The organism is Bacillus coahuilensis m4-4 (assembly GCF_000171615.1).
Classification (GTDB): Bacteria; Bacillota; Bacilli; order Bacillales; family Bacillaceae_K; genus Bacillus_T; species Bacillus_T coahuilensis.
In genome coordinates, this window is record NZ_ABFU01000005.3 from 26,762 (window position 1) to 41,072 (window position 14,311).

Here is a 14,311-nt window from a genome sequence, read left to right on the forward strand (position 1 = left end):
GAATTCCTCCTTATATTGTATAAAAGAATTTAAGTATATTTTATACATAAGGGATAGTAAAACCCCTTATGCATCTATAACTTACAATAGTAGTTATACTTGATTATAGGGAATAATTCAATTATTCACCTTTATTTTTTTTGTATAATCTCTTCAGAGATTGATTTTGGTACTTCTTCGTAGTGATCAAAGTGCATAGAATAAGTTCCACGACCTTGAGTGTTAGAACGTAGAGAAGTTGCATATCCGAACATTTCAGACAGTGGAACGAAAGCTTTAACAACTTGTGCGTTTCCACGAGCTTCCATACCTTCAACACGTCCACGACGAGAAGTGATGTCTCCCATGATATCTCCTAAATATTCTTCAGGGATAACAACTTCAACCTTCATTAAAGGCTCAAGGATTGCTGGGCTACATTTTGAAACTGCGTTTTTAAGTGCCATTGAAGCGGCAATTTTGAACGCCATTTCAGAAGAGTCAACATCATGGTATGAACCGTCAAATAGACGAGCTTTAACATCGATTAGAGGGTAACCAGCGATAACACCGTTCTCCATCGCGTCTTTAAGACCTGCTTCTACAGCTGGAATGTATTCACGAGGTACAACCCCACCAACGATTCCATTTTCGAATTCAAATCCTTTACCTTCTTCGTTTGGAGAGAATTCAATCCAAACGTGACCAAATTGTCCACGTCCACCAGATTGGCGAGCGAATTTACCTTCAACTTGTGCTGAAGCGCGGAATGTTTCACGGTAAGATACTTGAGGAGCACCTACGTTACATTCTACTTTAAATTCACGTTTCATACGGTCAACGATGATGTCTAAGTGAAGCTCACCCATACCCGCGATGATTACTTGACCAGTTTCTTGGTCAGTATGTGCACGGAATGTAGGATCCTCTTCTTGTAGTTTTTGTAAAGCTGTTGTCATTTTATCTTGGTCAGCTTTAGATTTTGGCTCTACTGATAGAGAGATAACTGGCTCTGGGAATTCCATAGATTCTAAGATAACTAAGTTCTTTTCCTCACATAGAGTATCTCCAGTAGTTGTATCTTTCAGTCCAACCGCAGCAGCGATATCTCCAGCGAATACTTGAGAAATCTCTTCACGGCTGTTCGCGTGCATTTGTAGGATACGTCCTACACGCTCACGTTTACCTTTTGTAGAGTTTTGCACGTAAGATCCTGAGCTAAGTACACCAGAGTATACGCGGAAGAATGTAAGTTTCCCTACATAAGGATCCGTCATAACTTTGAATGCAAGCGCTGAGAAAGGAGCGTCGTCGCTAGAAGGACGAGTTACTTCTTCATCAGTATCAGGAATAATACCTTTGATTGCTGCTACATCAGTAGGAGCTGGTAGGTAGTCAATAACTGCATCAAGCATTTTTTGAACACCTTTGTTTTTGAAAGCTGAACCACATAGAACTGGGTAGAATTCAACAGTTAAAGTAGCTTTACGAATAGCAATTTTCAGCTCTTCGTTAGAGATTTCTTCTCCACCAAGATACTTTTCCATTAATTCTTCGTCTAATTCAGCAACAGCTTCAATTAACTTTTCACGATATTCTTCTGCTTGGTCTAGGAATTCAGCAGGAATTTCTTTAACTTGGATATCTGTTCCTAAGTCATTGCCGTAGAATGTAGCTTTCATTTCAACTAGGTCAATGATACCTTCGAACTCGTCTTCAGCACCGATTGGTAATTGAATGGCAGCTGCATTAGCATTTAAACGGTCATGAAGAGTGGAGACAGAATATAAGAAGTCTGCACCAATTTTGTCCATTTTGTTTACAAATACGACACGTGGTACGCCGTAAGTAGTTGCTTGGCGCCAAACTGTTTCAGTTTGAGGCTCAACTCCAGATTGTGCATCAAGTACAGCAACTGCTCCATCAAGTACACGTAATGAACGTTCAACCTCTACTGTGAAGTCTACGTGTCCAGGTGTGTCAATGATGTTGATACGGTGATCGTTCCAAGAAGCTGTAGTCGCAGCAGAAGTGATTGTGATTCCACGCTCTTGCTCCTGCGCCATCCAGTCCATTTGTGAAGCCCCTTCATGAGTTTCACCAATTTTGTGGATACGACCAGTGTAGTAAAGAACACGCTCAGTAGTTGTTGTTTTACCAGCATCGATGTGAGCCATGATACCGATATTACGTGTCTTTTCTAAGGAGAACTCTCTAGTCATCTGTTCTATCTCCTTCCTCAAATGAGTTTTAATTTATAGGTAAAATAAATCTTACCAACGGTAGTGAGCGAAAGCTTTGTTAGCTTCAGCCATTTTGTGAGTGTCTTCACGTTTCTTAACGGAAGCACCAGCGTTGTTTGCTGCATCAAGGATTTCGTTAGCTAACCGCTCTTCCATCGTTTTTTCTCCGCGAAGGCGAGAGTAGTTTACTAACCAACGAAGACCTAGAGTTGTACGACGATCAGGACGAACCTCTACTGGTACTTGGTAGTTAGCTCCACCTACACGGCGTGCTTTAACTTCAAGAACTGGCATAATGTTCTTAAGTGCTTGATCGAATACTTCCATAGGGTCTTTTCCAGAACGCTCTTGGACTAGGTCAAAAGCAGAGTAAAGTATTTTTTGTGCTTTACCTCTTTTACCGTCCTCCATGATTCTGTTGATTAATTTTGTAACTAGCTTAGAGTTGTAAATTGGATCTGGTAATACGTCTCTTTTTGCTACAGGACCTTTACGTGGCATGTTTTTTCCTCCTTTCAACGAAGCTTATAAACTTGTTGGTTTAATTGTATTATTTTTTAGGTGCTTTTGGTCTCTTAGTTCCGTATTTAGAACGACCTTGCATACGACCATCAACGCCTGCAGTATCAAGTGCACCACGAACGATGTGATAACGTACCCCAGGTAAGTCTTTTACACGTCCACCGCGGATAAGTACCACGCTGTGTTCTTGTAAGTTGTGACCAATTCCAGGAATGTATGCTGTTACTTCGATACCGTTAGTTAAACGAACACGAGCATATTTACGTAATGCAGAGTTCGGTTTCTTCGGAGTCATTGTACCAACACGAGTACATACACCACGTTTTTGTGGAGAAGATTGGTTTGTTTGTGCTTTTTGGAAGCTGTTGTAACCTTTGTTTAATGCTGGTGAGTCAGATTTCGTCACCGCACTCTTACGAGGTTTACGGACTAACTGATTAATAGTTGGCATTTGAGTTTTCCTCCCTTCATTTTTTTAAGCCCACACATCCAGGTGGTTCATAAATGGGTAAAAACAAAGCTTTTGTAAGATCTCCTACAAAAACTGATTTACTTCATAATACCGACAGTCGCTGCTGCGACATCTATTCCACAAGCTTTGCCGAGCTTTTTCATAGAATCAACGTACAGCACTTCAACATTCATATCCTTAGAGGCTTGCAGAAGCTTAGAAACTACTTTGTAATCAGCATCCTTTGCGATCACAACCTGTTGGATATCTCCTGCTTTGATAGCTTTCACTGTCTGCTTTGTCCCTACAACTAACTGCTTAGCCTGCGATACTTTTTCATAAGACATTGTTCATATCCTCCAAAGTAACAGGAATAATAATAGGAGCAACCTTGAATATATTATCATCTACGATTTTATCTGTCAACCGCAGATTCAAATAAATTTGTATGTGCGATGTGGAACTCCACACCGCACACATTTATTTTACTCTACTGTTACTGTTTCTTCTTGTGTTACGACTGGAACAGCCTTACGGTAACGTGGCATTCCCGTACCAGCAGGAACCAGTTTACCGATAATAACATTTTCTTTCAGTCCTAATAACTCATCGCGCTTACCTTTGATTGCTGCGTCTGTAAGTACTCTTGTTGTTTCTTGGAATGATGCAGCAGATAAGAATGAATCTGTTTCAAGAGAAGCTTTTGTAATACCAAGTAGGACGGGTCTACCTGTAGCAGGTGTCCTTCCACTTAGTAAAGCTTTTTCGTTCGCATCAGTGAATTGGTGAATATCAAGAAGTGTACCTGGTAGTACATCTGTTTCACCGGCATCTATTACGCGTACTTTGCGTAACATCTGACGAACCATTACCTCTACGTGTTTGTCTCCAATTTCTACCCCTTGCATACGGTATACTTTTTGAACCTCACGAAGTAAGTACTCTTGAACAGCTAGAACGTCACGAACTTTTAATAGCTCTTTCGGATCGATGGAACCTTCCGTTAGTTCTTGACCACGGATGATTTCTGAGTCTATTACTACTTTTAAACGAGCTGTATATGGAACTGTGTAGGTTCTTGTTTCAACATCACCACGAACAACAATTTCTTGTTGACGGTCTTTTCCTTCGTTTACAGCTGTAACAACCCCGTTAATTTCAGAAACTGCTGCTTGACCTTTCGGGTTACGCGCTTCGAAAATCTCTTGGATACGAGGAAGACCTTGTGTGATATCGTCTCCTGCTACCCCACCTGTATGGAATGTACGCATTGTAAGCTGAGTTCCTGGTTCTCCGATAGATTGAGCGGCAATAATACCTACTGCTTCTCCTACTTCTACCTTTTGTCCAGTCGCTAAGTTTACACCATAACACTTCTCACAAACACCGTGGCGCGTGTTACAAGTGAAGGCAGAGCGGATCCAAACTTCTTCAATACCAGCATTTACAATTTGTTCTGCTAGGTCTTGAGTAATTAGTTGGTTTTCAACCGCCATTACCTCACCTGTTTCAGGGTGACGAATCGTTTTACGTGAATAGCGTCCTTGTAGACGTTCTTCAAGTGCTTCAATTGTTTCAGTACCATCTTTAAGAGCAGCTACCTTTAGACCACGATCTGTTCCACAGTCAGGGTCACGAACAATTACATCCTGCGCTACGTCAACAAGACGACGAGTTAAGTAACCTGAGTCAGCTGTCTTTAGTGCTGTATCGGCAAGACCTTTACGCGCACCGTGTGTTGAGATGAAGTACTCTAATACCGTCAGACCTTCACGGAATGAAGATTTAATTGGTAACTCAATGATACGACCTGCCGGGTTGGCCATTAGACCACGCATACCAGCAAGCTGCGTAAAGTTAGATGCGTTACCACGGGCTCCTGAATCACTCATCATGAAGATCGGGTTTGTTGTATCTAACGTTTTCATTAATTTACCTTGGATTGTATCCTTCGCTGCACTCCAAATGGAGATAACGCGATCGTAACGCTCTTCCTCTGTGATTAAACCACGACGGAATTGCTTTGTTACGTTATCCACTTTCGCTTGTGCTTCTTCAAGGATTTCTTGCTTCTCTGGTAATACGACGATATCAGATACACCAACCGTAATACCAGCTTTTGTAGAATATTTGAATCCTAAGTCCTTCATGCGGTCAAGCATTTTAGAAGTTTCCGTGATTTGGAATTTCTTAAATACTTCTGCAATGATATTTCCAAGGATTTTCTTTTTAAATGGAGCAACAATTTCTTGTTCTACAATGACTTCTTTTACATTAGCTGTAGGATCAACAAAGTACTTCTCAGGCGTTTTCACTTCGAGATTTTCTCTTGTTGGTTCGTTAATGTAAGGGAAGCTTGCTGGCAAGATTTCGTTAAAGATTAATTTCCCAACTGTTGTTAGAAGAAGCATCTTATTCTGCTCTTCTGTGAACGTTTGGTTTTTCAATGCTCCGGCATGGATCGCAATACGACTATGGAAATGAACATAACCATTTTGATAAGCAAGTAATGCTTCGTTCGTATCTTTAAAGATCATACCTTCTCCAACAGAACCTTTACGCTCTAGTGTTAGATAGTAGTTACCTAATACCATATCCTGAGATGGTGTAACAACTGGTTTACCATCTTTCGGGTTAAGGATGTTTTGGGCAGCTAACATTAACATACGAGCTTCTGCTTGAGCCTCTGCTGATAAAGGTACATGAACCGCCATTTGGTCACCATCGAAGTCTGCGTTATAAGCAGTACATACAAGCGGGTGAAGACGAATTGCGCGACCTTCAACAAGCGTTGGTTCAAACGCCTGAATCCCTAGTCTGTGTAGAGTTGGGGCACGGTTAAGTAGTACTGGATGCTCTTTAATAACCTCTTCTAAAACATCCCATACTTCATAGTGAACCCGTTCAATCTTACGTTTCGCACTCTTAATATTATGAGCTAATCCACGTTCAACTAACTCTTTCATTACGAATGGTTTGAATAATTCTAACGCCATTTCTTTTGGAAGACCACACTGATACATCTTTAAGTTTGGTCCAACTACGATAACGGAACGACCAGAATAGTCAACACGTTTACCAAGTAAGTTTTGACGGAATCGACCTTGTTTCCCTTTTAACATATGAGAAAGGGATTTTAATGGGCGGTTACCAGGACCTGTTACAGGACGGCCACGACGACCATTGTCGATTAACGCATCTACTGCTTCTTGAAGCATACGCTTTTCGTTTTGAACGATAATGCTAGGAGCTCCTAGGTCTAATAAACGTTTTAGACGATTATTACGGTTAATCACTCGACGATATAGATCGTTCAAGTCAGACGTTGCAAAACGTCCACCGTCTAATTGAACCATTGGACGAAGCTCTGGTGGAATGACTGGAAGAACGTCTAAAATCATCCATGAAGGATCATTTCCTGAGTTACGGAAAGACTCAACGACTTCTAATCTTTTAATTGCTCGTGTACGGCGTTGTCCTTGAGCTGTTTTTAGGTCTTCTTTCAGCATATCTGCTTCTTTATCTAAATCGATATCAGATAAAAGCTTTTTGATTGCTTCAGCACCCATAGCAGCTTGGAATTTCACGCCATATTTCTCACGGTATGCACGGTATTCTTTTTCTGAAAGTAATTGCTTTTTGTCAAGAGCTGTATCTCCTGGATCTGTTACAACATAGGACGCGAAGTAAATAACTTCCTCCAAGGAGCGAGGGGACATGTCCAAAACAAGTCCCATTCGGCTTGGAATTCCTTTGAAGTACCAGATATGAGAAACAGGGGCTGCAAGTTCAATATGACCCATACGCTCTCGACGAACCTTTGCACGAGTAACTTCTACTCCGCAGCGGTCACAGACAACACCTTTGTAACGAACACGCTTATATTTACCACAGTGACATTCCCAGTCTTTAGTTGGACCAAAGATGCGCTCACAGAAAAGACCGTCTTTTTCAGGTTTCAATGTTCTGTAGTTAATGGTTTCTGGTTTTTTGACCTCTCCAAACGACCAAGAACGGATTTTGTCTGGTGAAGCTAAACCGATTTTCATGTATTCAAAGTTGTTTACATCTAGCAAGGGGCCGACCTCCCTTTTTCTAGGTAATAACCTTAACGTAAGGTTTTACTTATTCTTGAGTTCCTACTTTTGCAGCATCTGATTCTGAGTTATCTGTAATATTTAACGTATCTGCTTGTTGATGTTCTTCTTCATCTTCAAGGTCACGCATTTCAATTTCTGTTTCATCACCTGAAAGGATTTTCACATCCATACCTAAGCTTTGAAGTTCTTTAATTAAAACTTTAAACGATTCTGGTACACCTGGCTCTGGAACATTTTCACCTTTTACGATCGCTTCGTATGTTTTCACACGACCTACAACATCATCGGATTTAACCGTTAAGATCTCTTGTAATGTGTAAGCTGCACCGTATGCTTCAAGTGCCCAAACCTCCATCTCACCGAAACGTTGTCCACCAAATTGAGCTTTACCTCCAAGTGGTTGTTGCGTAACAAGAGAGTAAGGTCCAGTTGAACGAGCATGCAACTTATCGTCAACCATGTGCGCTAGTTTGATCATATACATGATCCCAACAGATACACGGTTATCGAATGGCTCACCAGTTCTTCCATCATAAAGAACGGTCTTCGCGTCACGCGCCATACCAGCTTCTTCAATAGTTGACCAAACATCTTCCTCGTTCGCTCCATCAAATACTGGAGATGCTACATGGATACCTAAGTACCTAGCCGCCATACCTAAATGTAGCTCAAGCACCTGTCCAATATTCATACGAGAAGGTACCCCAAGAGGGTTTAACATGATATCAATTGGTGTACCGTCTGGTAAGTACGGCATATCTTCTTCTGGAAGGATCTTCGAGATAACCCCTTTGTTACCATGTCGTCCGGCCATTTTATCTCCTTCAGAAATCTTACGTTTCTGAACAATATAAACGCGAACTAATTGGTTAACACCTGGTGGTAATTCGTCTCCATCTTCACGGTTGAAGACTTTCACATCTAAGATGATACCTTCGCCTCCGTGTGGTACACGTAGAGATGTATCACGTACTTCACGAGCCTTCTCACCAAAGATTGCGTGTAATAAACGCTCCTCTGCTGTAAGCTCTGTTACTCCTTTAGGTGTCACTTTACCAACTAGAAGGTCTCCATCTTTCACTTCCGCCCCAACACGGATAATTCCACGCTCGTCAAGGTTGCGAAGAGCATCCTCACCTACGTTTGGAATATCACGTGTGATTTCTTCAGGTCCTAGCTTCGTATCTCGTGATTCAGATTCATATTCTTCAATATGGATAGAAGTATAGACATCATCTTTCACAAGACGTTCACTCATGATGATAGCATCCTCATAGTTATACCCGTCCCATGTCATGAAACCAACCATTACGTTACGGCCAAGAGCAAGCTCTCCTTTTTCCATGGAAGGACCATCTGCAAGAATTTCACCTTTTTCTACTAAATCACCTTCTGCCACAATTGGGCGTTGGTTATAGCAGGTTCCTTGGTTAGAACGGATGAATTTTTGCATTTTATATTTATCTATATCGCCTTTAACTTTCTTACCGTCAATCTCTTCAATACGACGAACCCATACTTGCTTCGCTTCAACACGCTCTACAATGCCTCGTTGCTTACAGATTACAGCAGCACCAGAGTCACGAGCAGATACGTGCTCCATTCCTGTACCAACAATCGGAGATTCCGGTTGCATTAACGGTACAGCTTGACGTTGCATGTTCGCTCCCATTAGGGCACGGTTGGAGTCATCGTTCTCTAAGAATGGAATACATGCTGTCGCAGCAGAAACGACTTGTTTAGGAGATACGTCCATGTAATCTACACGTTCACGTTTTGCAACTGTGTTTTCACCACGGAAACGTACAACAACCTCTTCGTCTAAGAATGAGCCGTCATCTCCTAAGCGTGCGTTCGCTTGAGCAACTACGTAATTATCTTCTTCATCAGCCGTTAGATAATCGATACGGTCTGTCACTTTTCCTGTTTCAGGATCTACGTGACGGTATGGAGTTTCGATAAAACCAAAACGGTTTACTTTTGCAAAGGATGATAATGAGTTAATCAATCCAATGTTTGGACCCTCTGGCGTTTCAATCGGACACATACGACCATAGTGAGAGTAGTGAACGTCACGCACTTCAAATCCAGCACGCTCACGCGTTAAACCACCAGGTCCTAATGCCGATAGACGACGCTTATGCGTTAACTCAGCAAGTGGATTCGTTTGGTCCATGAACTGAGAAAGCTGAGAGCTACCGAAGAACTCTTTAATCGCCGCAATCACGGGACGAATATTAATTAACTGTTGAGGAGTAATCGTTGCAGTATCTTGAATAGACATTCTTTCACGAACTACTCTCTCCATACGAGAAAGACCGATACGGAATTGGTTTTGTAAAAGCTCACCAACTGAACGCAAACGACGGTTACCTAAGTGGTCGATGTCGTCCGTGTCACCTACACCGTGTAAAAGGTTAAAGAAATAACTAATAGACGCAATGATGTCAGCAGCCGAAATGTTTTTCACATCTTCTGTAACGTAAGCATTGCTAATCACATTAATCTCTTTCTCTCCATCTTCATTTGGAGCAAAGATTTTAATAGATTGAACGACCGTTTCGTCTTCAATCACTCCGCCGCCTTGGTGTACAGTTTTGAAGCCAATACCCTTTTCTAGATACGGAATAATTCTATCTAGGTTACGTCGATCTAACGTTGTACCGCGTTCAGCTAAGATTTCGCCTGTTTCAGGGTCAGCAATTGTTTCAGCTAACACTTGACCGAACAGACGGTTCTTAATGTGAAGCTTTTTGTTAATTTTGTAACGTCCTACATTCGCTAAATCATAGCGTTTCGGATCGAAGAAACGAGAGACTAGTAAACTTTTTGCGTTTTCAACTGTAGGTGGTTCACCTGGGCGAAGACGCTCATAAATTTCTAGTAGTGCTTTTTCAATGCTCTCCGTATTATCTTTTTCAAGCGTATTACGAAGATACTCGTTATCCCCTAATAAATCGATGATTTCTTGATCAGTGCCGAAACCAAGAGCACGTAATAAAACAGTTACTGGAAGCTTACGCGTACGATCAATACGCACATACACAACATCCTTTGCGTCTGTTTCATATTCTAGCCAAGCTCCACGGTTAGGGATAACTGTGGCAGAAAAGCCTTTTTTACCATTTTTATCTACTTTACCGCTGTAATACACGCTAGGTGATCGAACTAGCTGTGATACGATAACGCGCTCAGCTCCATTGATGACAAAAGTACCAGTTTCCGTCATTAGTGGGAAATCCCCCATAAAGACTTCTTGGTCTTTTACCTCCCCGGTTTCTTTGTTTACAAGACGTACTTTCACACGAAGTGGTGCAGAAAATGTAACGTCTCGTTCTTTCGATTCATCCACCGGATATTTTGGCTCTCCTAAGCTGTAATCAATGAACTCTAAAGAGAGATTACCAGTGAAATCTTCAATAGGAGAAATGTCGTGGAACATCTCTCTCAAACCCTCATCAAGAAACCACTGATAAGAAGCGGTTTGGATCTCAATTAGATTTGGTAATTCTAAAACTTCACTGATACGCGCAAAACTTCTACGTTGGCGGTGCCGTCCATACTGAACAAGTTGACCTGTCAACTGATTCACCCCTCAAATCAAGCGTTTTGGTTGCGTCTATCTATCTCATAGACAAGAAAAATAGACAAGCCTATAAGACAAAAAAGAAAAAGGGTTTCAAACTAAAACCTCATTTTCACATGACGAGCTATTATTTTATAATCTTTACCATTCTATCCAACAATTATACATGAAGGCATAATTATGGATAATAATATTTTTGCATTATATAATGCTATCACAAGAGCAAAATACCGTCAACATTTTTGTGCTTTTAAAATATAGTAGCCTTTCTCCTTACCAACGACCTCAACTTCACCGAATAATTCTTCTAGTTTATCCATTGCTGAAGGAGCTCCTTGCTTCTTTTGAATGACTACCCAAAGCTCTCCTCCATTCCGAAGCTTATGAAAGCTTTGCTCAAAAATATCATGAACAACCTTTTTCCCAGCTCGAATAGGAGGATTCGTTAAGATTGCCGCAAAGCTCTCTTCCTTTACGGAATGTAATGTATCACTTCTATAGATCGATACATTTTGAACGTTGTTTAGAACGGCGTTTTCTTCAGCAAGAGATAGCGCTCTTTCATTCACATCGACCATATGTACCTGTCGGTTTTCATCCTCTTTTGCAAGGGATAACCCAATAGGGCCGTAGCCACATCCTACATCTAAGAACGGACCATCTACAGCTGGTAGTTTAAAACATTCAAGTAGAGTACGAGAACCAAAATCTATTTCTGATTTTGAAAACACACCTTGATCCGTTTTAAATGTGAACGAGTGACCACGCAAGGTAAACTTGAACGATGTGGGTTTGCTCTCGACTGACGGATTATTTGTAAAATAGTGGTCTCCCACAATTCATCCCTCCAGGAGTTTGGTTGGTGAAGCAATCCACTCTAAAATATCCTTTGAAAAGGTAAAAGTCAAAAAAAGCTCGCTAACGTAAGCGAGCTTTTTTCTATAGGAAAAGAAGAATTACTTAACTTCTACAACCGCGCCAACTTCTTCAAGTTTAGCTTTTAGTTCTTCAGCTTCTTCTTTCGCGATACCTTCTTTAAGTGCTTTTGGAGTGTTGTCAACTAGTTCTTTCGCTTCTTTTAGTCCAAGACCAGTGATTTCACGTACTACTTTGATAACTTTGATCTTAGAAGCACCCGCAGATTCTAGTACTAGATCAAATTCAGTTTGCTCAGCTGCAGCGTCTCCACCAGCAGCTCCACCCATAACAGCTACAGGAGCTGCAGCAGTTACTCCAAATTCTTCTTCAATTGCTTTAACTAGATCGTTCAGTTCAAGAACGGTCATTTCTTTAATCGCATCAATGATTTGTTCTTTAGTCATTGTATATTTCCTCCTTAGAAAATGTTTTTAATTTTTTAATAGACTAACCGATAATTAAGCGCCTTGTTCTTCTTTCTGGTCAGCAACTGCTTTAGTTGCAAGAGCGAAGTTGCGCATTGGAGCTTGAAGTACAGAAAGTAGCATAGACAGTAAGCCGTCGCGTGATGGAAGTTCAGCAAGAGCTTTCACTTCTTCCGCAGAAGCAACATTACCTTCGATGACACCTGCTTTAATTTCAAGCGCTTCGTGTTTTTTCGCGAAGTCGTTAAGAATTTTAGCTGGAGCTATAACGTCTTCTGCACTGAACGCAATTGCGTTTGGACCAGTAAGAGATTCGTTTAATGCACCAAGCTCAACTGATTCAGCTGCACGGCGAACCATAGAGTTTTTAAGAACTTTGAATTCAACGCCTGCTTCACGCATTTGTTTACGAAGCTCTGTTACTTCCGCAACCTTAAGACCACGGTAGTCAACTACTACTACAGATACACTGCTTTTAAACTTATCAGCAATCTCAGAAACTAAAACTTTCTTTTGTTCAATTACACTGCTCATCTTTACACCTCCTAGGTTATGATAGATGAACATTTATACCGTTCAAAGACATATAAAATGCCCTCGCACTTTAGGAAGACACGAGGGCAATAAGAATTAACGTCAAATGACAAGATAATCTATATCGCATGACCTCGGCAGGAAATTAAGCCAAATGGCACCTACTGTCTCCGGTACAAATGTTATTTATTTAAACAACAGAATTTATTATATAACCTGTTGCGCGTAAAGTCAATATGGTAATGATTACTTAACTGTTACAGTTGAAGGATCAACTTTAACGCCAGGTCCCATAGTTGAAGTTACAGTTACAGACTTCATGTACGTACCTTTAGCAGCTGAAGGTTTAACTTTTAATAATGTATCATATACAGTTTGGAAGTTTTCAACAAGCTTGTCGTTTTCGAAAGATACTTTACCAACTGGAACGTGTACGATACCAGCTTTGTCAGCGCGGTATTCTACTTTACCAGCTTTGATTTCGTTAACAGCTTTTGTTACGTCAAATGTAACTGTACCCGTTTTAGGGTTTGGCATTAAACCTTTAGGCCCTAATACACGACCAAGTTTACCAACTTCACCCATCATGTCTGGAGTCGCAACGATTACATCAAAATCGAACCAACCTTGGTTAATTTTGTTGATGAAGTCTGCATCTCCAACGAAGTCAGCTCCAGCAGCTTCCGCTTCTTTCGCTTTCTCACCTTTAGCAAATACTAATACACGTTGAGTTTTACCAGTTCCGTTTGGAAGTACAACTGCCCCACGAACCTGTTGGTCATTTTTACGAACGTCGATACCAAGACGGAAAGCCGCCTCAACTGTCGCGTCAAATTTAACTGTGCTTGTTTTTTTAGCAAGTTCAATCGCTTCTTCGATTGAGTATGCTACTGTGCGATCTACAAGCTTCGCAGCTTCAAGATACTTTTTACCTTTTTTAGCCATTTTATATTTCCTCCTTATGTGGTTTTAGCGGAATAACCTCCCACGAAATAAGGTTGCGAGATAAGAAGATTCTCTCAAGACTCGCAACCTTTTCCAACGAATAGCAGAAGAATTAGTCTTCTACTACGATTCCCATACTACGTGCAGTACCTTCAACCATACGCATTGCAGACTCAACGTTTGCAGCGTTTAGATCCGGCATTTTTGTTTCAGCAATCTCACGTACTTTGTCACGCTTGATTGTTGCAACTTTATTACGGTTTGGTTCACCAGAACCAGACTCAATTCCAACAGCTTTCTTAAGAAGAACAGCAGCTGGAGGAGTTTTCGTAATGAATGTAAATGAACGGTCTTCAAAAACCGAAATTTCAACTGGAATGATAAGACCAGCTTGGTCAGCAGTACGAGCGTTGAACTCCTTACAGAATCCCATGATGTTAACACCGGCTTGACCTAATGCAGGACCAACTGGTGGCGCTGGGTTTGCTTTACCAGCAGGAATTTGTAATTTAACAACTTTAATTACTTTTTTAGCCACGAGACACACCTCCTTAAAGTCCGTGATGTGGTAATAGGGGATTTTCCCCTCCCACTCAATGTGAAAAATG

The 14,311-nt window shown here is 41.1% G+C and carries 10 protein-coding genes, 1 pseudogene and 1 other annotated feature; all 11 genes and pseudogenes read right to left on the minus strand.

Annotated elements, in window-relative coordinates:
• Window positions 1-121 precede the first annotated feature (121 nt).
• Window positions 122-2,201 (minus strand): annotated as a pseudogene (fusA, locus tag M44_RS19480) (elongation factor G).
• A gap of 51 nt (window positions 2,202-2,252) precedes the next feature.
• The gene (rpsG, locus tag M44_RS00880; RefSeq protein WP_010170024.1) at window positions 2,253-2,723 is read right to left on the minus strand and encodes a 30S ribosomal protein S7; all 471 of its coding nucleotides are present in this window, start codon (window positions 2,721-2,723) and stop codon (window positions 2,253-2,255) included.
• Between the two features lie 49 nt (window positions 2,724-2,772).
• Window positions 2,773-3,195, minus strand: coding sequence for a 30S ribosomal protein S12 (rpsL, locus tag M44_RS00885; protein WP_010170026.1), 423 nt, complete (start codon window positions 3,193-3,195; stop codon window positions 2,773-2,775).
• A 98-nt stretch (window positions 3,196-3,293) separates the two neighbouring features.
• Window positions 3,294-3,542: a 50S ribosomal protein L7ae-like protein gene (locus M44_RS00890; protein ID WP_010170028.1), complete on the minus strand. Its 249-nt coding sequence runs from the start codon at window positions 3,540-3,542 to the stop codon at window positions 3,294-3,296.
• A 138-nt stretch (window positions 3,543-3,680) separates the two neighbouring features.
• Window positions 3,681-7,271: a DNA-directed RNA polymerase subunit beta' gene (gene rpoC / locus M44_RS00895; RefSeq protein ID WP_010170029.1), complete on the minus strand. Its 3,591-nt coding sequence runs from the start codon at window positions 7,269-7,271 to the stop codon at window positions 3,681-3,683.
• Window positions 7,272-7,320: 49 nt separating this feature from the next.
• The gene (rpoB, locus tag M44_RS00900; protein WP_010170030.1) at window positions 7,321-10,878 is read right to left on the minus strand and encodes a DNA-directed RNA polymerase subunit beta; all 3,558 of its coding nucleotides are present in this window, start codon (window positions 10,876-10,878) and stop codon (window positions 7,321-7,323) included.
• Window positions 10,879-11,114: 236 nt separating this feature from the next.
• Entirely contained in the window at window positions 11,115-11,717 is a 603-nt protein-coding gene (locus tag M44_RS00905) for a class I SAM-dependent methyltransferase (protein WP_010170031.1), read from the minus strand.
• Window positions 11,718-11,837: 120 nt separating this feature from the next.
• On the minus strand, window positions 11,838-12,203 hold the full coding sequence (gene rplL, locus M44_RS00910; protein ID WP_010170032.1) for a 50S ribosomal protein L7/L12: 366 nt from the start codon (window positions 12,201-12,203) through the stop codon (window positions 11,838-11,840).
• 54 nt (window positions 12,204-12,257) lie between these two features.
• A complete protein-coding gene (gene rplJ, locus M44_RS00915) occupies window positions 12,258-12,758 on the minus strand; it encodes a 50S ribosomal protein L10 (RefSeq protein WP_010170033.1) in 501 nt (166 codons plus the stop codon).
• Between the two features lie 44 nt (window positions 12,759-12,802).
• Window positions 12,803-12,950, minus strand: a sequence feature (ribosomal protein L10 leader region).
• 54 nt (window positions 12,951-13,004) lie between these two features.
• Window positions 13,005-13,703: a 50S ribosomal protein L1 gene (gene rplA, locus M44_RS00920; protein ID WP_010170034.1), complete on the minus strand. Its 699-nt coding sequence runs from the start codon at window positions 13,701-13,703 to the stop codon at window positions 13,005-13,007.
• A 112-nt stretch (window positions 13,704-13,815) separates the two neighbouring features.
• Window positions 13,816-14,241 carry a 50S ribosomal protein L11 gene (rplK, locus tag M44_RS00925; RefSeq protein ID WP_010170035.1) on the minus strand — a complete coding sequence of 142 codons (426 nt, stop codon included), beginning with the start codon at window positions 14,239-14,241 and terminating at the stop codon, window positions 13,816-13,818.
• Window positions 14,242-14,311 lie beyond the last annotated feature (70 nt).